At 60.5% G+C, this 21,435-nt stretch carries 19 protein-coding genes; 11 read left to right on the top strand and 8 right to left on the bottom strand.

Translation table 11 applies throughout. The features are described 5' to 3' along the window. The first annotated feature begins 33 nt into the window (after positions 1-33). Complete coding sequence (gene araD, locus CCGE525_RS14615) at positions 34-1,779, top strand: L-arabinonate dehydratase (protein WP_120704906.1); 1,746 nt, start codon at positions 34-36, stop codon at positions 1,777-1,779. A 177-nt stretch (positions 1,780-1,956) separates the two neighbouring features. After that, the gene (locus tag CCGE525_RS14610) at positions 1,957-2,433 is read left to right on the top strand and encodes a cupin domain-containing protein (protein WP_120704905.1); all 477 of its coding nucleotides are present in this window, start codon (positions 1,957-1,959) and stop codon (positions 2,431-2,433) included. A gap of 111 nt (positions 2,434-2,544) precedes the next feature. On the opposite strand, the gene CCGE525_RS14605 is transcribed toward CCGE525_RS14610, so the two are convergent. Genes CCGE525_RS14605 through CCGE525_RS14595 form a run of 3 tightly spaced genes read right to left on the bottom strand, consistent with a single transcriptional unit; the run spans position 2,545 to position 5,737 of the window. Next, entirely contained in the window at positions 2,545-3,363 is an 819-nt protein-coding gene (locus CCGE525_RS14605) for a transglutaminase family protein (protein ID WP_120704904.1), read from the bottom strand. Positions 3,364-3,375: 12 nt separating this feature from the next. Then, positions 3,376-4,320 (bottom strand): alpha-E domain-containing protein, encoded by a 945-nt coding sequence (locus CCGE525_RS14600; protein WP_120704903.1) that lies wholly within the window; start codon positions 4,318-4,320, stop codon positions 3,376-3,378. Positions 4,321-4,327: 7 nt separating this feature from the next. Further along, the gene (locus tag CCGE525_RS14595) at positions 4,328-5,737 is read right to left on the bottom strand and encodes a circularly permuted type 2 ATP-grasp protein (protein ID WP_120706418.1); all 1,410 of its coding nucleotides are present in this window, start codon (positions 5,735-5,737) and stop codon (positions 4,328-4,330) included. Between the two features lie 399 nt (positions 5,738-6,136). Here CCGE525_RS14595 and CCGE525_RS14590 point away from each other — a divergent pair, with 399 nt between their 5' ends. Next, entirely contained in the window at positions 6,137-7,030 is an 894-nt protein-coding gene (locus tag CCGE525_RS14590; RefSeq protein ID WP_120704902.1) for a DMT family transporter, read from the top strand. An 86-nt stretch (positions 7,031-7,116) separates the two neighbouring features. On the opposite strand, the gene CCGE525_RS14585 is transcribed toward CCGE525_RS14590, so the two are convergent. Continuing rightward, on the bottom strand, positions 7,117-7,494 hold the full coding sequence (locus CCGE525_RS14585) for a nuclear transport factor 2 family protein (protein WP_120704901.1): 378 nt from the start codon (positions 7,492-7,494) through the stop codon (positions 7,117-7,119). Positions 7,495-7,618: 124 nt separating this feature from the next. On the opposite strand from CCGE525_RS14585, the gene CCGE525_RS14580 reads away from it, so the two are divergent. Further along, positions 7,619-8,080, top strand: a complete 462-nt coding sequence (locus CCGE525_RS14580; RefSeq protein ID WP_120704900.1) for a MarR family winged helix-turn-helix transcriptional regulator — start codon at positions 7,619-7,621, stop codon at positions 8,078-8,080. 180 nt (positions 8,081-8,260) lie between these two features. Here CCGE525_RS14580 and CCGE525_RS14575 read toward each other — a convergent pair whose 3' ends face one another. From CCGE525_RS14575 to CCGE525_RS14565, 3 genes are all read right to left on the bottom strand, one after another. Next, positions 8,261-9,970 (bottom strand): DEAD/DEAH box helicase, encoded by a 1,710-nt coding sequence (locus CCGE525_RS14575; RefSeq protein ID WP_120704899.1) that lies wholly within the window; start codon positions 9,968-9,970, stop codon positions 8,261-8,263. Positions 9,971-10,286: 316 nt separating this feature from the next. Then, the gene (locus tag CCGE525_RS14570) at positions 10,287-10,595 is read right to left on the bottom strand and encodes a hypothetical protein (RefSeq protein ID WP_120704898.1); all 309 of its coding nucleotides are present in this window, start codon (positions 10,593-10,595) and stop codon (positions 10,287-10,289) included. A gap of 145 nt (positions 10,596-10,740) precedes the next feature. Continuing rightward, positions 10,741-12,327, bottom strand: coding sequence for a trimethylamine methyltransferase family protein (locus CCGE525_RS14565; protein ID WP_120704897.1), 1,587 nt, complete (start codon positions 12,325-12,327; stop codon positions 10,741-10,743). Between the two features lie 213 nt (positions 12,328-12,540). On the opposite strand from CCGE525_RS14565, the gene CCGE525_RS14560 reads away from it, so the two are divergent. Next, positions 12,541-15,801 (top strand): PAS domain-containing hybrid sensor histidine kinase/response regulator, encoded by a 3,261-nt coding sequence (locus tag CCGE525_RS14560; protein WP_120704896.1) that lies wholly within the window; start codon positions 12,541-12,543, stop codon positions 15,799-15,801. Here CCGE525_RS14560 and mnmC2 read toward each other — a convergent pair. Next, on the bottom strand, positions 15,798-16,529 hold the full coding sequence (gene mnmC2 / locus CCGE525_RS14555; RefSeq protein ID WP_120704895.1) for a tRNA (5-methylaminomethyl-2-thiouridine)(34)-methyltransferase MnmC2: 732 nt from the start codon (positions 16,527-16,529) through the stop codon (positions 15,798-15,800). The genes CCGE525_RS14560 and mnmC2 overlap by 4 nt on opposite strands. Here mnmC2 and CCGE525_RS14550 point away from each other — a divergent pair. The 6 genes from CCGE525_RS14550 (at position 16,528) to CCGE525_RS14525 (ending at position 21,432) form a co-directional block, all read left to right on the top strand. Further along, on the top strand, positions 16,528-17,712 hold the full coding sequence (locus tag CCGE525_RS14550) for an NAD(P)/FAD-dependent oxidoreductase (protein WP_120704894.1): 1,185 nt from the start codon (positions 16,528-16,530) through the stop codon (positions 17,710-17,712). The two genes, mnmC2 and CCGE525_RS14550, sit on opposite strands and share 2 nt — an antisense overlap. Before the next feature lie 105 nt (positions 17,713-17,817). Further along, positions 17,818-18,525, top strand: a complete 708-nt coding sequence (locus tag CCGE525_RS14545) for a DUF1045 domain-containing protein (protein ID WP_120704893.1) — start codon at positions 17,818-17,820, stop codon at positions 18,523-18,525. Positions 18,526-18,618: 93 nt separating this feature from the next. Further along, on the top strand, positions 18,619-19,545 hold the full coding sequence (puuE, locus tag CCGE525_RS14540) for an allantoinase PuuE (protein WP_120704892.1): 927 nt from the start codon (positions 18,619-18,621) through the stop codon (positions 19,543-19,545). Next, positions 19,546-20,043 (top strand): 2-oxo-4-hydroxy-4-carboxy-5-ureidoimidazoline decarboxylase, encoded by a 498-nt coding sequence (gene uraD, locus CCGE525_RS14535; RefSeq protein WP_120704891.1) that lies wholly within the window; start codon positions 19,546-19,548, stop codon positions 20,041-20,043. Beyond that, positions 20,044-21,066 (top strand): allantoicase, encoded by a 1,023-nt coding sequence (gene alc, locus CCGE525_RS14530; protein WP_120704890.1) that lies wholly within the window; start codon positions 20,044-20,046, stop codon positions 21,064-21,066. Positions 21,067-21,069: 3 nt separating this feature from the next. Next, positions 21,070-21,432, top strand: a complete 363-nt coding sequence (locus CCGE525_RS14525; protein WP_120704889.1) for a HepT-like ribonuclease domain-containing protein — start codon at positions 21,070-21,072, stop codon at positions 21,430-21,432. The last annotated feature ends 3 nt before the right edge of the window (positions 21,433-21,435 follow it).

Here is a 21,435-nt window from a genome sequence, read left to right as displayed (position 1 = left end):
AGGCGGCCTGGGCGACGCAAAGGGTATTAAGACATGAAAAAGAAAGCAGAATGGCCGCGCAAATTGCGGTCCTACGACTGGTTCGGCGGCACCGGCAAGAACGCGATCATGCATCGCTCGTGGATGAAGAACCAGGGCTTGCCGGCCGACACGTTCGACGGCCGACCGATCATCGGCATCTGTAATACCTGGTCGGAGCTGACGCCCTGCAATGCGCATCTTCGGGATCTTGCCGAGCGCGTGAAGCGCGGCGTTTACGAAGCTGGTGGTTTCCCTGTGGAATTCCCGGTTTTCTCGACCGGTGAAAGCACGCTGCGCCCGACGGCGATGATGTTCCGCAATCTCGCAGCGATGGACGTCGAAGAGGCGATCCGCGGCAATCCTGTCGACGGTGTCGTGCTGCTCGGCGGCTGCGACAAGACCACCCCAAGCCTTTTGATGGGTGCCGCCTCCGTCGACATCCCGGTCATCCTCGTTTCCGGCGGCCCGATGCTGAACGGCAAGTGGCGGGGCAAGGATGTCGGCTCCGGCACGGCGGTCTGGCAGTTTTCGGAAATGGTCAAGTCCGGCGAGATGACGCTGGAGGAATTCATGGATGCGGAGCAGGGCATGGCCCGCTCGGCCGGTAGCTGTATGACGATGGGTACTGCCTCGACAATGGCGTCGATGGCCGAAGCACTCGGCATGACCCTGCCGGGCAATGCCGCCATCCCCGCCGTCGATGCGCGTCGCCGCGTCATTTCGCAGCTTTCCGGCCGCCGCATCGTCGATATGGTCAAGGAAGACCTGAAGCCTTCCGATATCCTGACCAAGGAAGCCTTCGAAAATGCCATCCGCGTCAACGGTGCCGTCGGCGGTTCGACCAATGCCGTGCTGCATCTCCTGGCCCTTGCCGGCCGTGTCGGCGTCGGTCTGTCGCTGGACGATTGGGATCGCTTGGGCCGCGAGGTGCCGACCATCGTCAATCTGCAGCCTTCCGGCAAATATCTGATGGAAGAGTTCTATTACGCTGGCGGTCTGCCTGTCGTCATCAAGGCAGTCGGCGACATGGGGCTGCTGCACAAGGATGCAATCACCGTCACCGGCGATACCATCTGGGCCGGCGTCAAGGATGTCGTCAACTACAATGAGGACGTCATCGTCTCGCGCGAGAAGGCGCTGACGCAATCCGGCGGCATCGCGGTTCTGCGCGGCAACCTGGCTCCGAAGGGCGCCGTTCTCAAGCCGTCCGCCGCTTCGCCGCATCTGATGCAGCACAAGGGCCGCGCCGTCGTCTTCGAAAGCATCGAGGACTACCACGCCCGCATCAACCGCGAGGACCTCGACATAGACGAGAACTGCATCATGGTATTGAAGTACTGCGGTCCGAAGGGTTATCCGGGCATGGCCGAAGTCGGCAACATGGGCTTGCCGCCCAAGGTGCTGAAGAAGGGCATCACCGATATGATCCGCATTTCCGATGCGCGCATGTCCGGCACGGCTTACGGCACCGTCATCCTGCATACGGCTCCGGAAGCTGCCGATGGCGGGCCTCTGGCACTGGTTCAGAACGGCGACATCATCGCCGTCGACGTTCCGGCCCGCACGATCCAGCTCGAAATCTCCGACGAAGAACTGGCTAAGCGCCGCGCCGCCTGGGTTTCCCCGGTCAAGCCGCTCGTCGGCGGCTATGGCGGCCTCTACATCAACACCGTCATGCAGGCCGACACTGGTGCCGACCTGGACTTCCTGGTTGGCTCACGCGGCTCCGACGTCCCGATGAATCGCGACAGCCACTAAGTTTAGCGTTTGGAATTGGAAAGGGCGGGACGAAAGTTCCGCCCTTTTTGCATATTGCGGCCGTTGGTAAGTATGCGGCGCGTTCCGGTGCATGGTTCCGGCCGCACTGCTTTGATCAGCAGTTCATGATATAGTCCCTTCCGGATTGCATCCTTAATTTGGCATCCGGGGGGCGCTATGTCAGCCTTGCAGGCCGATACCTATCATCTCTTTGGCAACCTTTTTCGTTTTCACGCTCACAGCGTCGATACAGGCGGGGCCTATTGCCTTGTCGAGACGCTGACGGCGCCAGGGGCGGGCACACCGCCGAACAGGCATCCCGATGATGATGAAGCGTTTTACATCCTGGAGGGCCTGTTTGAATTCATGATCGATGGCGAGACCGTCCAGGCGCAGGCCGGTAGTTTTGTCAAGATACCGACCGGCGCCATTCATGCGTTCCGCAATATCGGTGCGGCGCCGGGACGGCTGCTGATCATCAATTCGCCCGGTCGCGTTCACGATGGCTTCTTCACGGAAGCAGGCGAGGCGATGCCGGTCGGCACATGCGACTTGCCGCCACCGTACGGAAAGCCGACGGATATTCCGCGTGTGGTTGAGATCGGGCGGCGAAACGGGCTGGAACTCCTGTTGCCCGATGGCGGGGTGCATTGAGGAGGCACGTCCCAAAAATGACGCCTATGCTCCCGACCGCCGGAAGCGGCGCGCGCTCTTTGGTCGCCAAAGATTGTCGTTTGGGCGCAGCTAATTCCTGAGATGCCGATATCAGCTCTGGCTCTGGCTTTGTTCCTGGCTCGCCACCGTCACCTTGACTGAAAGGCTTTCCCCTGGCGTGCCAAGGCGCATGCCGGAGACCGGGGCGGCGTCGCGGTAGCAGAGGCCGGTTGCGATGCGAACGTAGCGCGCGTCGGGGCAGACGTCGTTGGCCGGATCGAAGCCGACCCAGCCGAGGCCGGGAATATGCACTTCGGCCCAGGCATGCGTGGCGGTCTGCTCGGCCGTGCCTTCCATCAACAGGTAGCCGGAGACATAGCGGGCCGGGATGCGAAGTGCGCGGGCGCCGGCAATGAAGATGTGGGCGTGGTCCTGGCAGACACCGCTCTTCTTCTCCAATGCCTGTTCCGCGGTCGTTTCCGTGTCGCTGCTGCCGGGCTTGTATTCCACCGTCTGATGGATCGCGCTCATCAGTGCATGCATCTTGCCGAGTTCGTTGTCGCCCGAAAGGCCGCGCACGAGTTCCTTCGCCAGCTTGCCAGCCTTGGTGCGCGGCGTTTCCCTGAGGAAGAGCCAGAGCGGGCTGAAACCGCTATGCGGGCCGACCACGCCGTTCAGGTCCTGCGTTTCAATCTCGCCGGCGGCGACGATCCGGGTCGCTTCCTGTTGGCCGTCGAGCGAGACGAGTGTTACGCGATTGGCGAACTGGTCCTCATATTCCACCTCCGGATGAGCGCCCTCGACCGTCAGTTTCCAGTCGAGGACGGTCTGGCCCGGACCGGTGAGCGGCGTTAGCCGTAGGCGCTGCAATGAAAATTGCGCGGGTTCGTCATAGCGGTATTCGGTGGTATGGCTGATCGTCAGTCTCATAATGTGATCCGCTTACTCATAGAACCTGTAGCCCTCGGAGATTTCCGCGCCGAGCTTGTTGTTGCGCGAAACGAAATCCTCCAGGAATTCATGCAGTCCCTGATCCATGATGCTCTTGACCGTGAGCGTCTGCAGCATCTTGCGGATGGCATCGGCGGTGTCGTGCGCGGGGAGCCGCTGATCGTATTCGGTCCCGAGATAGCCGATATTGCTGACGATCTTTTCGTAGCAATAGGCAAGCGAACGCGGCATCTGGCCATTGAGGATCAGGAAGTCGGCAATGTTGGCCGGCTTGTACTCCGGATCGTAGGCCCATTTATAGGCGCGATGGGCAGAGACCGAACGCAGGATCGATTCCCATTGGGCATTATCGAGCGAAGACCCGACATGCGAGATCGACGGCAGCAGGACGTAGTATTTCACGTCGAGTATGCGCGCCGTATTGTCGGCGCGTTCGATGAAGGTGCCGATGCGGGCGAAGTTGTAGAGCTCGTTGCGCAGCATCGAACCGTGAAACGCGCCGCGGATCAATCCGGCGCGGCGCTTGATGACCTCGATCATCTCCGGCACCTCGGCCGTCTTCAGCCGCTTGCCGAGCAATGTCTTCAGCTCGATCCAGCATTCGTTTGTCGCTTCCCAGGTGTCGCGGGTGAGCGCCGTGCGTACCATGCGGGCATTGTTGCGGCCGTAATCGATGCAGGACATTACGCTCGACGGATTGGAGCGGTCGCGCATCAGATAGTCGATGGCGTCGGCGCCGGTCAGCTTGCCATGCACCTCGTCATAGGCTTCGCGCACGCCGGCGCTCTGCAGCACGCCGTCCCAGTCATCGTCCTCGTTTGCGCCGCTGCGGGTCAGCGACATGCGCTGGCCGGCATCGACCAGACGGGCTATGTTTTCGGCGCGCTCGATGTAACGGAACATCCAGTAGAGGCCATTCGCGGTTCTTCCAAGCATGTCCGTCTTAGTCCTCCAGAACCCAGGTATCTTTTGTGCCGCCGCCCTGGCTGGAATTGACCACCAGCGAACCTTCCTTCAGTGCGACGCGGGTGAGGCCACCGGGAATGATCCGTACCTTGTCGGAAACGAGGACGTAGGGGCGCAGGTCGACATGGCGAGGTGCTATGCCCTTGTTTACCAGGATCGGCACGGTCGACAGGGATAAGGTTGGCTGAGCGATATAATTGTTCGGCTTGGTCTTAAGCTTCTCGGCGAATTCCGCCCGCTCCTTCTTCGAGGCGGTTGGCCCGACAAGCATGCCGTAGCCGCCGGAGCCATGCACTTCCTTCACGACGAGATCGGCCAGGTTCTCCAGCACATATTTCAGGCTGTCCGGCTCGGAACAGCGCCAGGTCGGCACGTTTTCGAGGATCGGCTTGCGGCCGGTGTAGAATTCAACGATTTCGGGCATGTAGGAATAGATCGCCTTATCGTCGGAGATGCCGGTGCCGGGCGCATTGGCGATAGTGATGTGCCCGGCGCGATAGACGTCCATGATGCCGGGGATGCCGAGCGCCGAATCCGGGCGGAAGGTGAGGGGATCGAGGAAGTCGTCGTCCACCCGGCGGTAGAGCACGTCGATCGCCTCATAGCCGCGTGTGGTGCGCATCTTCACCTTGCCATCGATGACGCGCAGGTCCGAACCCTCGACCAGCTCCACGCCCATCATGTCGGCAAGGAAGGAATGTTCGTAATAGGCGGAATTGTAGATGCCGGGGGTCAGAACAGCGACGCGCGGCTTGCCGTTGCAGCCGCGAGGCGCGAGCGAGGCGAGGCTCTGGCGCAGCAGTAGCGGATAGTCCTCGACGCGCTGCACCTTGTTCTGATGGAACAGCTCCGGGAACATCTGCATCATGGTTTCCCGGTTCTCCAGCATGTAGCTGACGCCGGAGGGCGTGCGGGCATTGTCCTCCAGCACGTAGAACTGGTCCTCGCCGGTGCGCACGATATCGGTGCCGACGATGTGGGTGTAGACGCCGCCCGGGGGACGGAAGCCGATCATCTCCGGCAGGAAAGCGTCGTTCCTCTCGATCAGCTCGCGTGGGATACGGCCGGCGCGGATGATTTCCTGCTTGTGGTAGATGTCGTCGAGGAAGGCGTTCAGTGCGATGACCCGCTGCTCGATGCCTTGGGCGAGTTTGCGCCATTCACGGCCGGAAATAATGCGGGGGATGATGTCGAAGGGGATGAGTTTCTCGGCGGAGTCCGCGTGTCCGTAGACTGCGAAGGTAATGCCTGTCTTTCGGAAGATGTTTTCCGCGTCGCGGGATTTGGCAATTAGGTGGCCTCTGTCCTGGCCGGAGTACCACTCGAAATATTTCTCGTAAGGCGCGCGCGGACTTTCATCCGCAGTTATCATTTCATCAAATGCCAAAGGTGCGGTCCCCATTTTTTCTCATTTGAATACAACCGTTTTGACAATGCAAGAAGTATGCGCGTTTCAGGGCATGAATTTCGGAGCTGGCAAAAATGCTGGATTTCCAGGCATTTTGGGTGGCCGCACCAGTAAATGAAAGATTACTGCTGCTGGCCTGCGATCAAAATCTAAGCATTTGCTTATTTTTGTCGTCACGATGCCTGAACGGCATGCTGAATTTTCTCGAGCGTGGGTGTTCGGGGCCGACATGAAGAAAATTGATGGTTGTTTTCAGCGGTTCGATTTTGACGCTTTGACTGTCTTCGGTTATCAGCAGCTGCCCCTTGCACAAGGGACGTTCCGGTTTCAATTCTGGCCCGGTTCGAGCCTGCAAAATCAATTTCAGTCTGAGCCCCCATGTCCCTCGATACATTCGCGCCGGCGATCTTCGTTTTTCTCTGGTCTACAGGCTGGATCGTTGCGAAATATGCAGCGATGCACTCGGGTCCGTTCACCTTTCTTGTGATCCGCTACAGCTTGTCCGCGCTTGCTTTCGTCCTGCTCTGCGCATTTACCGGTGCGAAATGGCCGCGCGATTGGTCCAGCGTCTTCCGCGCCATTTATTCTGGCATCTTTCTGCACGGATTTTATCTCGGCGGTCTCTGGTGGGCGATCGCTAACGGCGTGCCAGCAGGGATTTCGGGCATTATCGCCGCCCTGCAGCCGCTGATGACGGCGATGGCCGCGCCCTATCTGGTCGGGGAGCGCCTGCAGCCGGCACAGCGCCTTGGCCTGCTGCTCGGCTTCGTCGGCATTGCGATTGCCATCTCGCCGAAGCTTTTGACATCGGATACCGCCAATCTCTGGCAGTCGGCGATCCCGCTCGGCGTCAATCTGTTGTCGATGGTTTCGGTGACGTATGGCACACTTTATCAAAAGCGTCATTTGCAGACAGGGGATCTCCGGACCATCGCGACGCTGCAATATGTCGGCGCGCTCATCGTCACTGTGCCTCTGGCGCTGACGGTCGAGAACCTGCATTTCGACGGCACGCCTGAGGCCATCCTTGCGCTGCTCTGGTCGGTCTTCGGTCTGTCGATGGGTGCCGTCGGCCTGCTGCTCTATCTTATCCGTCGAGGGCAGGTGTCGCGCGCTGCTTCACTGATCTATCTGATACCGCCCGCCGTCGCCATCGAAGCGGCGATCGTTTTCCGTGAGCCGCTGACCTTACCGATCATCATCGGCACCCTGATCGTGGTGATCGGCGTTTATTTGACCAATCGGCGCACGGCGGCCGTGGTACCGGAATAAGGCGGGCTGGGCTCATCGGCGGTATGGCACCCGCCGAAGCTCAAATCGCCGGACGACCGCTTTCTCGGCATGGTCTCGCGGGACGTCTACGGGGCGTCCTTAATATCAAAGCGAGCGATTTTGCCGTTCTTCATGCGAAAGATATGCGTCACCGTCTTGTCCTTCAGCCCATGGGTTTGCCCCGTCAACGGCTGGCCGTTGAGGTCAAACACGGACTGGATTACCTCGACAGCGATGACACCGTCATCGGTTGTCTGAATTGCCACGGGCTCAACGTGTGGACTGACAACCGCCCATTGCCGTGTCCAATAATCGCGCACAGCCTCACGCCCATGAACGTGGCCGCCATCCATACCGTTCGCCCAGGCAACATCATTGGCAAGCTCGGTGAGTACGCCGTCGATGTCTCTGGCGTTGAAGCGGTCGTAGATGCGCTCGATCAATTGCGTATGGGTCTCCGACATATCGTTTCCTCAAGGTTGGTTAGAAGGATCGTTGCTCGGCATGGAGTCGAACTTGCCAGCTTGCCCGAATATATATACGTACATATGTAGTTTGCGGTCAACACAGGCAAAGGATAAGCGGAAGATGGAAAACGACGTGCTTTCTACGCCGGGGCATCTCATCAGTCTTGCTGCGAGAGGATTCGCCCGTCTAAGCGAGGCACGCCTGAGGCCGCTTGGGTTCGGCGTCGGTCACTTGCCGGTGCTGGTCGCGCTGCAGAACGGGAAGGCAAGCACGCAACGCGATCTGGCTCGCTTCGCCAAGATCGAACAGCCGCCGATGGCCCAGATGCTCGCTCGCATGGAGCGGGATGGTTTGATCCAGCGAACACCCAACCCGGAAGACGGGCGAAGTAGCCGCATCGTTCTCACGAAGGCCGCGCAGGCCCGCATGCCTTACGCGATTGAGACCTTGTTCAAAGGAAATCGTGACGCAATGGATGGGTTCACAGAAGAAGAGGCGCTACAACTCGTCGCCTTACTCACCCGGCTGATCGCAAATCTGGATCAAATCACAAGCGCGGAGCCATCGTCATACACATCCTAAGCTTCAAATGGAGCTTGCAATGATTTGGCGGCTGGGTTTTGCTGTGTCGCAAAATAGGCATTCCGCAGCAAGAAAAACCGCTTGCAGTGTCTGTACTGCAAGCGGTTCGACATCAATATCGACTTTAGTTCGACATTTCGATTAGGGGCCGGGCCATTCGGGCCCCCTTTCTTCATTTCATCAAGCGCGTTCGCGACGCTGGCCGTTGCCGTTGCGCGGCCCGCGGCGCTTCATCCCGCCATTGCCGCCTTCGCGGTGTTCGCCATGGGCGTGGCCTTGGCCGCGCTCCTCATTATGGCGGCCGGAGGGGCGGCTATGGGCGTGGCGCTGGCCGCGATGGGCGCCGGCTTCGTGGGCTGCGCCATTGGCGTTTGCCGGGCCGTTATGATGCGGCTTCTTGGCCGGACGGAAATCGGACGTCGAAGCGAGATCGTAGTCCACTTCCGGGCGCGGCGTGCGCTCGTTGCGGCGCTGGCCGCGGAAGTCGGCATTGCGATTGTTTTCGCGCTGCGGACGACCTTCGTGTGGACGGCCCTCCTGGCGCTCGCCGGCCTGGCTTCGGGCCTCGCCGTTTTCTTTGTCGAAGAAGGGACGACGGGCCGGGCGAGCCGGACGACCTTCGGAGCGACCCTGGCCTGCGCCACGGCCCTGACCCTGGCCGCCACGACCGCCGCCGCGGTTGTTGCCGCGAGCCGGACGGCCACGGTCCGCCGGAGCTTCGCCACTGGCAACGGCGATTTCGATGCCCATCAGGCGCTCGATGTCGCGCAGCAAGCGGATCTCATCCGGCGAGCAGAAGGCGATGGCGATACCGTCACGGCCGGCGCGCGCGGTGCGGCCAATGCGATGGACATAGGCGTCCGGCACTTCCGGCAGATCGTAGTTATAGACATGCGAAACGCCGGGAATGTCGATGCCGCGGGCGGCGACGTCGGTAGCGACGAGAACTCGAACCTCACCGTCACGAAAAGCCTTAAGCGCGCGCTCGCGCTGGCCTTGGCTCTTGTTGCCGTGGATGGAGGCCGCGGCAAAGCCGACGTGGTCGAGATGCTTCATCAGCTTCTCGGCACCGTGCTTGGTGCGCAGGAACACGATAGCGCGGCCATCCGGATTGGCGGATATCGTTTCCTTGAGGATCTCGGTCTTATGGTTCTGGCCGGCAACGAAGTGGACATACTGCTCGACCTTGTCGGCCGCCTTACCCGGCGGGGTAACTTCCACCTTGACCGGATCGGTCAGATAGTCGGAAGCGAGATCCGCGATCGACTTCGGCATGGTGGCTGAGAACAGCAGGGTCTGGCGCTTGGCGGGCACGAGCTTGGCGATCTTGCGCAGGTCGTGGATAAAGCCGAGGTCGAGCATCTGGTCGGCCTCGTCGAGGACGAGATAGCTGACCTGGCCGAGCGACAGGGCGCGGCGGTTGATGAGGTCGAGCAGGCGGCCAGGGGTGGCGACAAGGATGTCGGTGCCGCGTTCGAGCTGGAGCTGTTGCTTGTTGATCGAGGCGCCGCCGACCACGACGTTGATTCTCAGCGGTGTCTTGCGGACGAAGAGCTTAAGATTGTCGGCGATCTGGTTCACCAGTTCGCGGGTTGGCGCAAGGATGAGCGTGCGGACGGTGCGGTTGTCGGGTCGCTTGGCGTCCTTAAGCAGCATTTCGATGATCGGCAGGCCGAATGCAGCGGTCTTGCCGGTGCCGGTCTGGGCGAGGCCGATGAGATCGCGGCCCTGGAGAACAAGCGGGATGGCCTGTGCCTGGATCGGCGTCGGCGTCGCGAAGTTGTTCTGCGACAGCGTATCGACGATCTGCTTGGAGAGACCAAGCGAATGAAAATCGGTCAAATCAATACCTTTCGGGGGCGCCAAAGCAAATAGGCCGGATCGCACCATGCGGCCCGGTCTGTCTCTGGCGTCAAGAACCCCGCGTGAAGTGGGAACTTGTTAGTTGGAAAAAGCTTTCCAGCGCATCCGACCGCCTTGGTTGCGGTCTCATTTCAAAAGCGCTTTTGTCCTTCTCTTGCGTACGTCTAGTCCCGCAGGGCACGCTCACGCGGCGGCCGGAAGGCGAAAGCTGACGCGCATTTGGTCTTATTCCACGCTAATGTCAAGGGGTGTGGGCGAAAGCTTGTTCGCAGGTGCAACAAAAACGCCGCCGGAAAGCCGGCGGCATTCGCAAACTGTCGGCACCTCGCGGTCCCATCATGCTTCAGCGGCAGACCTCGACACGGTAGGGCCGGCCCCAACCGTCATGGCGCCATGCCCAGTAGCAGCTGGGGTAGGCGCGTACATAGGCAGGAGCGTAATAGGTTCGATAGGCCGGATAATAAGCCGGATAGACGGGGTAGGCCGGCCGTACCGCCTCCGCCGCCAAGGCACCACCGACGACACCAGCGGCAAGGCCGCCGAAGAAGGCGCCGCGTTCGGAGGCGCCGGCATTTGTGGTGGTTACGGCAGCGGCGCTGCCAAGCGTCAACGCGATCAAACCGGCCGTCGTTAAAGTGCGAAGCACAGACATTGACATCCCTTTCCCAAAACACAGGGGCCTCAAGCCGAAGCCGAGTTTGAAGGTGTGTGGAAAAGGGGGCGAAGTCGCGGCCAAAAAGACGGCCGCAGCATTAAATTTTGTCCATAATAAACAGGAAAAACTGGTTGATTTCACTCTAGAAATCAGTGGGAACGCCGCCTTCCTTTTTGCGCTTGGCGACAAAGGCATCGAGCTCCTCCTCGATTGCCGGATCAAGCGGAGGACGCTCGTAATGAGCGAGCGATTCCTTGAAGACGCGGTTGGCGTGATCATAGGTCGTCGGTCGACCGGCTTCGGTCCAGGTTTCGTGGTTGCGCCAGTCCGAAAGGATGGGCGAATAGAAGGCGGTTTCGTAGCGAGCGAGCGTGTGCGCCGTGCCAAAATAGTGGCCGCCGGGGCCGACATCGCGCACGGCGTCCAGCGCCAGCGCGTCCTGGCTGACATCCAATGGCGTCAGGAATTCCGCGACCATTTGCAGCATGTCGACATCGAGGATGAATTTTTCAAAGGAGGCGGTGAGCCCACCCTCGCTCCAGCCGGCGGCATGCAGCACGAAATTGCCGCCACCCTGGGTCAGCGCCCACAACGACAACGCCGATTCGTAGGCTGCCTGGGCATCCAGCGTATTGGCGGCGTTGGTGTTGGAGGTGCGATAGGGGATGCCGTAGCGGCGAGCGAGCTGACCGCCGGCGATCACGGCCTTCATATATTCCGGTGTGCCGAAGGCCGGCGCCCCGGTCTTCATATCGACATTCGAGGTGAAGCCGCCATACATGACGGGCGCTCCCTTGCGCACCATCTGCGTGAAGGCGATGCCGCACAGTGCCTCGGCATTCTGCTGCACCAGCGCGCCGGCGATGGTTACCGGCGCCATTGCGCCCGCCAGCGTGAAGGGCGTGAGGATCACGACTTGGCCCCGCGACGACATTTCGATGATGCCCTGCAGCATCGGTCCGTCGAGGCGCAGCGGAGAAGAGGAATTGATGACAGTGAAAAGCGACGGCTCGCGCTCCATCTGCTCGATGCTGATGCCGCGGCCGATGCGGGCGATCTCGATCGCGTCGAGATTGCGCTGCTTGCCGAGCGAGTAGCAATGAAACGCCTTGTCGGTGAGCTTGACGATGTCGGAGAGGCAATCGAGATGTCGCACCGAGGCATGGATATCGACGGGCTCGACTGGATAGCCGCCGGTCATGTGAATGATGTCGTAGGATTGAGCAAGCTTGATCAGCTTGCGGAAGTCCTCCTGATTGCCAGCTCGTCTTCCACCTTCACGATCCGCGACGAACGGCGCCGAGGCGACCTGGGCAAAAACGAGGTTCCTGCCGCCGATCTGAACGTTTCGGAGCGGATTGCGGGCATGCAGGGTGAAGGTCGAAGGGACAGAGGCGATCAATTCGGCGATCATGCTGCGGTCGAAGCGGACACGTTCCGTGCCGGGCGTGATGGTAGCGCCGGCGGCCTTCATGCGCTCGCGCGCTTCCGGCAGGATGATGTCCATGCCGATCTCTTCGAGAATGGTCAGCGACGCTTCGTGAATGTCGTCGAGCGCTTCAGGCGACAGGAGCTCGGTGTGGGCGAGATTGTTGACGAGATTGAGATATTTTGCGCCGCTTGGCTTGCGACTGCGCTCGGCCCCGCGACCTCCGGCCCGGCGGCGGCGCTCGACCGGGATCGTAGCAGTTTCGATCTCGTGCAGGGCCATGTTCCTATCGTCGCTCATACTCTCGCTCCACCATTGTCCTGATATGATTCTTGGCAGAGTTCGACGTCGGATGCTGCCGTCGTTTGCGACCTAGGGGTGACCGTTCTGGGATAGTCAGTGGCCTGAACGCGACGTTCAGCGAACTGGCAATATGGTTAACGGCTTGTTAAAGCGATTCGTGATAAAGCTCTGGTCAGTAGACTGTTGTGCGTGGTGAGAAGAGGGGTCCTGTTGAACTCGGACGGGGAATTGCTGGAGATGGCCTGTCGCCGGATCGCCGATCTGGATCAGCCGGCTTATGTCAAGAACAGCGATCTGCGCTATGTCGCCGTCAACGAAGCCTATGCGCGCTTCTTTGGGCGCGATATCTCCGATTTCATCGGCAATCGCAGCCGCGACCTTTTTGATAGCGGCGAAGAGGCCGATCGCGAAGACAAGGAGCGCCGGGCGCTGGTCTTCGGCTCCGAGGAAATGGCGCTTTGCTTCGATCCGACGGGCCATAGCCGTTCGCGGGTGCAGATTGAAAGTTTTTCGCCCTCCGAAGACCGCCTCTACGTCTTCGGGATGTTTCTCGATGCGCCGGCCACGCCTTCGCGTTCGTCCTTGGCTGCCAAAGAGGACGATAGTCCGGGCAATCACGTCGATGAGATCGGACTTTACCGCACCATTCTCGAGGATCTGCCGGTTGCCGCTTTCGTGCGCGATGCCAACCATCGGCTGATCTATGCCAACGAGGCCTATGCGGCGATCACGGGGCTGAGCCGCGCCGAGGTGCTGGGCAAGACGGAACACGAGATGTTCGAAACCGGCGCCGATGATTTCTTCAGGGAAAACGAGAAGGCGCTGAACGAAGGGCGCGGGCTCGAATTCGAAGGTGAAGTGGTTGATCGGCTGCGGGTGAAGCATCCGATCATGACGCGCGTCAACCGCGTCGTCACCTCGGACGGCAAGCGCTATGCCGTTGGGTCCATGATCGATATTTCCGTGTTGAAGCTGCGAGAGACCGAGTTGATCGACGCGCAGGCGCGCGCCGAGGTCCTGCATCAGGATCTGGAGAATATCCTGCGCTCGATGCCGATCGGCGTGATGATCCATGACGGCAATTATGACGTGGAATATACCAATGATGCCTTTTACGACATCTGGGAATTCCCCAAGGACGAGCGCTTCGAGGGCCGGCCCTATCGTGACCTCGTTGCCAAGCATTTCGAGGTCGGCCGCTACGATGCCGATGCCGGCAGCATCGACGATATCTACCAGGCGCGACTGGACGCCTTCCGCAATGCCGGGCCGCATCTCCAGACCGAGCTGAATTTTGCCGACGGCAAGTCCGTCATCATGGACGCACGCCGCATTTCGAACGGCCGCACCCTGGTCGCCTATGCGGATATCTCCTCCGTGCGCCAGCAAGCTCGCGAAATTACCGAGGCTCGCCTTGCGCTCGAGCGCCTTGGCGAGCTGATGACGGACGCCACGCATGCCATGTCGCAAGGACTGCTCATCGTGCAGGACGGCATCATCATGCTGGCAAGCGACGCATTGACGGACATGCTGCGTGTTCCTGTAGATTATCTCGAGGTCGGCAAGCATTGGTCCGTCGCCTTCGATCATTGCGCCGCCCGCGGCGATTTCGGCGACGAGCCGGAGGCGCTTCGGCTTGCGTGGCGCGAAAGCATGGCGGCGAACAAGCCTGTCTCGGCGGTGTTCCAGGTCGCCGGAGAGCGCTGGATGCAGCTCGAAGCGACGATCAGCGAAAGTCGCCGTTGGACGGTGGTGCTGACCGACGTCACCGAGATGAAGGAGCGCGAAGCAGAGCTGCAACTGCTGCTTTCCCGCAGCGAAACTGCCGACCGCGCCAAATCCGAGTTCCTCGCCAATATGAGCCATGAAATCCGTACGCCCATGAATGGCGTTCTCGGAATGGCGGAACTCTTGGCCAAGACCGATCTCGACGCCCGACAGAAGACTTTCATCGATATCATCGTCAAATCGGGCAATGCGCTCCTGACGATCATCAACGATATCCTGGATTTCTCGAAGATCGATGCCGGGCAGATGCGTTTGCGCAAGGCCGCCTTCGATCCGGCGGAGGCGGTGGAAGATGTCGCGACACTCCTGTCGTCGCCGGCGGCGGAAAAGGATATCGAGTTGCTGGTGCGCACAGCGCCCGATGTGCCGGTCATGGTGTTGGGAGACGCCGGCCGCTTTCGCCAGATCGTCACGAACCTTGTCGGCAATGCGGTCAAATTCACCGAGCGCGGTCATGTGCTGGTCGAGGTAAACAGTCAGCCGATCGACAACGGGGAGATCATGTTGACGCTCCGTATCGAGGATACGGGCATCGGTATCCCCGACGAGAAGCTCGATTCCATTTTTGAGAAGTTTTCGCAGGTCGACGCTTCTTCGACGCGCCGCCACGAAGGTACGGGACTCGGCCTCGCCATAACAGCCGGGCTGGTCGATCTCTTCGGCGGCTATCTCGAAGTCGAGAGCGAATGGGGCAAGGGCTCGGCCTTTACCGTGCATCTGCCCGTTTCTCCGGCGGCCATGCGCAGCGAACCGCGTGCGGTGCCGGTCAATGTCAAGGGCGCCGGTATCCTGGTCGTCGATGACAACGAGATCAACCGGCGGATATTGACCGAGCAGTTGGAGCAATGGGGTTTTGACGGCTATGCCGCCGAGGACGGCAAGACGGGGCTCGCCATCCTCCATGCCGCTTTCGATATGGGCGTCCCGGTCGATGCCGTGATCCTGGACTATCACATGCCGGACATGAACGGCGGTGAGGTCGCGCGCGCCATTCGCGCCGATTCTCGCTTCGAAGGCGTGTCGCTGATCTTCCTGACATCCATGGACGTCGCCGGCAGCGACAAGGAATTTGCGGCGCTAAATGGCCAGGCGCATCTGATGAAACCCACGCGCGCCAATGTGCTGCGCGGCACCATCATCGACGTTTTGCGCACGGCACGGCGGCAGCGGGTGAGTAGCGACGAACCCACAGCCTCTTCGCAGTCACCGGTAGCAGCCGAAGCAGCGACCGCTATCGACACCATCGAACGCGGGTTGGCTGCGAAGCCCGTTAGCGCCATCGATATCCTCGTCGCGGAAGACAACGAGGTCAATCAGATCGTCTTCACACAGATCTTGCAGGTCACGGGCCTGCGCTTCCTCGTAGTTCAGAACGGTCAGGAGGCCGTGGAGGCCTGGCAGCAGCTTCGGCCATCGCTGATCATGATGGATGTTTCCATGCCGATCATGAACGGCCATCAGGCGACGCGTATGATCCGGCAGTTGGAAGCAGATGCCGGGCAGGGCTGGCGCGTGCCGATCGTCGGGGTCACCGCCCATGCGCTCGATGTCGACCGCGACATGTGCCTGGAGGCGGGGATGGACGACTATATGTCCAAGCCGATCAGCCCCGAGCTCCTGGAAGCCAAGGCTCGCCGTTGGCTGGGCGATGCGGCGCTCCAGACCGAGCGTTCCACAAATTAAAACTGTTTGACTCCGCAGAGCATCTCGCGTTTTCCCGCAAACCCCTTGCGTCGTTCGACCGTGAAGCCCGCTGTCTGCAGGTTGCGGCGCACGAAGCCAGCGGCGGCGTAGGTGGCGAAGGTGCCGCCGGGAACTGTCTTGTCGTGGAGACGCTGCATGAGTTCCGGCGACCACATATCGGCGTTCCGGGAAGGGGCGAAGCCGTCTAGATACCAGGCGTCGAAGCCTGTTGCTGCCTGGCTCACGCCGTCGATCGCCTGGCCGCAGACGACGCTGAGGCGCGTCTGGGCGTCGAGTGCGAGTGCAACGAGGTCTCGCGGTTCTTTAGGCCAAACGGCGACAAGCGCCTGTCGTTCGGCTTCGATTTCAGGCCAGTGCGACAGCGCGCGATCGATCTCCTCGGCGCGCATCGGGTAGAGCTCGAAAGACATGAAATGCAGTTGCGAATTCGGCGCGCGGTGCTGTCGCCATTGCCGCCAGGTCTCGCAAAAATTCAGACCGGTGCCGAAGCCGAGTTCGCCGATCAGGAAGCTCTGTTGTTCATTCCAGCGCGCGGGCAGACCGTTGCCGGCGAGGAAGACATGGCCGCATTCCAGCCGGCCGTCGGTCTGGCAATAAAAATGGTCGCCAAAGGCGGTCGAATAAGGCATATCGCCATCGCGCCATTCAAGCGCTTGGCCCGCATTGGCCTCGGCTGCTGGCGTCCGATCGGAAACTGGATCTGTCATGGGAACAGCCGATAATCTTCCGGGGCTTGCCGGTCAATCGTCCGTCGAACTGCTGATCGTTGGCGGCGGCATTATGGGCCTATGGGCGGCGGTGCATGCGGAGCGCTTGGGCGTCGAGGCCTTGCTCGTCGATGCCGGTCGGCTGGGGCAGGGGGCAAGCGGCGGCCTGCTTGGTGCGCTGATGCCGCATATGCCGGACAAGTGGTCCGAGAAGAAGCAGTTTCAGTTCGATGCACTCGTATCTCTGGAGCATGAGATCGCGGCGCTGGAAGCGGCAATCGGGCTTTCCGCCGGATACCGCCGTTCTGGCCGGCTGATGCCGTTGCCGAAGCCGCATCTGCGCAAGATTGCGCTGGGCCACTCGCAGGATGCCGAAACGCATTGGCATCACGGCGAGCGGCGATTTCATTGGCATGTGCTCGACGCTGCCCCGGCAGAGGACTGGATTGATCCGGTCGCCGGCGAAAGCGGATTTGTTTTCGACACGCTCGCCGCTCGCGTTGCGCCCCGCGCCGTCGTGAGGGTTCTTGCCGAATATCTCAGCAAGGCGAAACATGTTCGAGTTGTAGAAGGACTGGATGTCCAGAGCGTCGAGCCGGACAGAGGCATTGCGGTGACCCGCGAAGGCGTCATCCGTTTCCGCCGTTGCATCCTCTCAGCCGGCCATCGCTCCTTTCCGATGCTGGATGGGTTGACGCCCGGTCGTCATTCGCCCCTCGGCGTGCCAGTCAAGGGGCAGGCGGCGTTGTTGAAAGCGGATGTCGATGCAGGTTTGCCGGTGATTTTCCGTGACGGGCTCTATATCGTTCCGCATGAGGGCGGATTGGTTGCGGTCGGCAGCACGAGCGAGAACCGTTTCGACAATCCGTTGTCGACCGATGCTCAACTGGACGATCTCCTTACCGCTGCGCGGATGATGGCGCCGGTGTTGGCCGATGCCGAGGTGGTCGAACGCTGGGCCGGTTTGCGGCCAAAGGCGATCGATCGGGATCCCATGGTGGGAGCGCATCCGGACCATCCACATCTCATCGCGCTGACCGGTGGATTCAAGGTCAGTTTCGGTCTGGCGCATCGCTTGGCCGAAGCGGCGGTTCGGGAGGCGTTGGAAATTCCCTGTTCTTTCAAGCTGCCCCGAGGTTTCGCACTTTCGAACCACATTACGGTAGCATCACATAAAACGTGAATATAAACCTGTCCAGGTCGTCAATTTGTCACGCAAATCACCTATCTCCTTGCCCATCGGCCGCCGGTTGGGTTGGCCGGTTTATCGCGCTCTGGAGGAGATTTTATGCGCTACGCCATTTGCTTCACGCCGTCTGCCAGCGATCCGCTGACGCTGGTGGCCGCAAATTGGCTGGGACGCAATGTCTACTCCGGGGAGATGGTCGACCCGCCAGCCATTCGCGGGCTCGGCATTCATGAAATCGCCTTCCATACCGCAGTGCCGCGCCGCTACGGCTTCAACGGCACGTTGAAAGCACCGTTTCGCCTGGCCGAAGATATGTCCGAGGCGACGCTGCTGCGCGATCTCATGCGTTTTTCCGGCACGGTGACGCCATTCGAAATTCCGCGGATGGAAGTCGCGCGCCTCGGTGGGACGTTCGGACTGGTGCCGTCGGAACCCTGTCAGCAAATGAATTTCCTGGCCGCGTCGCTGGTCCAGGCCTTCGACCACTATCGGGCACCGCTGACCGAAGCGGAAATCGAGCGCAGCGACCCAGACAATCTGTCGGCTACGCAGTTCGCCAATCTGCACCGCTGGGGCCATCCGCATGTCATGGATGAATTTCGCTTCCAGATGATGCTGACAGGTACGGTGAGCCCCGCCGACCTGCCACGCATGGAGCGGGTATTGCGCGATTTCTTCGAGCCGGCGCTTGCCGAGCCGGTGCCGGTGTCGAACATTGCACTGATGGTGGAAGAGGGCAGCGGCGGGCCGTTCCGAGTGCACTCTCTTCATCCGATGGGCAAGGTCAGCGCTCGCAAGATCGCCTAACTGCTTGCAGGCGAAAGGAAAGTGGGTTTCGCACTTTCCGTCTCGACTTTCCGGCCATGAATGCTACCGTCTTCACGCAGTTGAGAAGGTGCTTTGATGTCCGATACCTATCCCCGCAATCTCGTTGGCTATGGCCGCCATACACCGGATCCGAAATGGCCTGGCGATGCGCGCATCGCGGTGCAGTTTGTGATCAATTACGAAGAGGGCGGGGAAAGCTCCGTGCTCGACGGCGATCCCGCCTCCGAGAATCTGCTGTCGGAAATCGTCGGTGCGGCACCCTGGCCGAACCAGCGCAATCTCAACATGGAATCGATCTATGAATATGGTTCGCGCGCCGGCTTCTGGCGATTGTGGCGCATGTTCTCCGAGCTCAAGGTTCAGGCGACCGTCTACGGCGTGACGCTTGCCATGGCGCGCAATCCCGAAGCGGTCGCTGCCATGAAGGAAGCCGGCTGGGAGATCGCGAGCCACGGCTATCGCTGGCTGGAATACAAGGACTTCTCCGAGGATCTGGAGCGCAAGCACATCCTCGAAGCCGTGCGCCTGCATGCCGAGCTGACCGGTGAGCGTCCCTACGGCATGTATCAGGGAAAACCTTCCGACAACACGTTGCGACTGGTGATGGAAGAGGGCGGTTTCCTCTATTCGTCGGATTCCTATGCCGACGATCTGCCCTATTGGGTCGACGGCCTCGAGGGCAAGCCGTTCCTGATCATTCCGTATACGCTTGAAACCAACGACATGCGGTTCGCCACACCGCAGGGCTTCAATTCCGGTGATCAGTTCTTCACCTATCTCAAGGATGCCTTCGACACGCTCTATGAAGAGGGCAAGCAGGGTAGCCCGAAGATGATGTCTGTCGGCCTGCATTGCCGTCTGGTCGGCCGGCCGGGTCGTGCGGCGGCGCTGAGGCGCTTTATCGACTATGTACTGAAGCACGACAAGGTCTGGATACCTACGCGCATCGATATCGCCAATCACTGGTACCAGCATCACCTTCCCGTGGGTGCGCCCTGAATGATATCGCGCGACGATTTTGTGACCCGCTTCGGCGGCGTCTTCGAGCACTCTCCGTTCATTGCCGAACGAGCTTATGACGCTGGTGGCATTGTCGAACCGTTGACGTCAGTCGGCGTACATGGCGCTCTGGTTGCGATTTTCCGCAGGGCCAGTGCTGACGAGCGGCTTGGCGTTTTGCGGGCGCATCCCGACCTCGCCGGTCGGCTGGCCATTGCCGGCAAGCTCACTGAGGACAGCCGCAAAGAGCAGGCAGGCGCCGGACTTGATCGGCTGACACCGGCTGAGCATGCTCGCTTCACCGAGCTCAACACGGCTTACGTGACGAAATTCGGCTTTCCTTTTATTATTGCGGTCAGGGGGCTCGGCAAAGACGATATCCTCACCGCCTTCGAAACGCGGATCGGCAATGACCGGGACGCGGAATTTGCGACCGCAACGGCGCAGGTGGAGAGGATCGCGATGCTACGCCTGCAATCCATGCTTCCGGAGACTTGAATGACTGACACTGCCGATACCAGCCTTCCGTCCTTCGCGCTCGGTGCCATTAACCTTGCCTCCGCCCGTCTCGGCGCCAAAGGGCTCTACGCCACCGACGAGTTCTTCGCGCCGCTGGATCGGATGCTGCAGGATGTACCGGCAAGCTTCGATCCGGATCTCTATGATGACAACGGCAAGTACATGGACGGCTGGGAAAGCCGGCGCAAGCGTGTACCGGGGCATGACTGGTCGGACATCCGCCTCGCCATGCCGGGCCGCATCTTCGGGTTTGATGTCGATACCAGCTATTTCACGGGCAATTACCCGCCGCATTGCTCGATCGAGGCCGCGTTCGTTGAAAATGGCGATCCGACCGACGCGACCGCCTGGACCGAGATCCTCGTAAAATCGCCGCTCGGCTCCAGCGCACATCATTTCTTCGAAGTGGCCGATAAGGAAAAAGTCTGGACGCATCTTCGGATGCACATCTATCCCGATGGCGGTGTTGCACGTCTACGCGTCTACGGCGCGGCCTATTTCGACTGGTCGAAGGTGGGTGGCACCGAAGAAGTCGACCTTGGCTATATCTTCAACGGCGCCAAGGCGCTTGCCTGGTCGGATGCGCATTATGGCCACCCCGACAAGATGCTCGGACCGGGCCGTGGTCTCAACATGGGCGACGGCTGGGAAACAAAGCGCCGGCGTGGCCCCGGCCATGACTGGACGATCATCCGCCTAGGTCATCCCGGTACCATCAACCGCGTTATCGTCGACACCGCATTCTTCAAGGGCAATTTTCCGGATACGTGCGAACTGCTTGGCGCTTATTTGCCCGGTCACGGCGACACCTTCACCGATGCGGAGATCGCCGCCTCGGAGAACTGGAAGCCGATCCTTCCGCGCCAGAAGCTGCAGATGGATCACATCCACGAATATGGCGCCGATGTCTTGGCGTCCATCGGCCCGGTAACGCATGTGCGATTCGCCATGCATCCGGACGGCGGCGTCATGCGGCTTAGGCTTTTCGGGAACAAGGCCTAGGACATGACCGGTAGAGGTCCTGTCCATTACCTGGATCACATGCAGAGGGCCGCGTCCGAAGCGCGTCTTTTTGTTCGAGGAATGGACAGGGCATCGTTCCTGGCCGATGATCGTACTCAATATGCCGTCGCATATAGCCTCTGTGCCATTGGTGCGGCGGCAGCCCAATTGCTGCGTGAATATCCGGAATTTGGCCCGGACCATCCGGATCTACGTTGGAATGAGATGCAAGCCATGAGCGAGCTCCTGCTAGCCGACGGCGTCACGGCAAACGTCGAGGACGTTTGGACGACGGTCGGGCATGTGATCCCGGAATTGCTCACACAGCTCGAATCCATCCGCCGCTGGCGAGCGGAAGGAGAGTGACGC

It is taken from the genome of Rhizobium jaguaris (assembly GCF_003627755.1).
GTDB lineage: Bacteria > Pseudomonadota > Alphaproteobacteria > Rhizobiales > Rhizobiaceae > Rhizobium > Rhizobium jaguaris.
The sequence above is the reverse complement of the archived record's forward strand: the minus strand, read 5'-3'. Positions and strand labels throughout refer to the sequence as shown.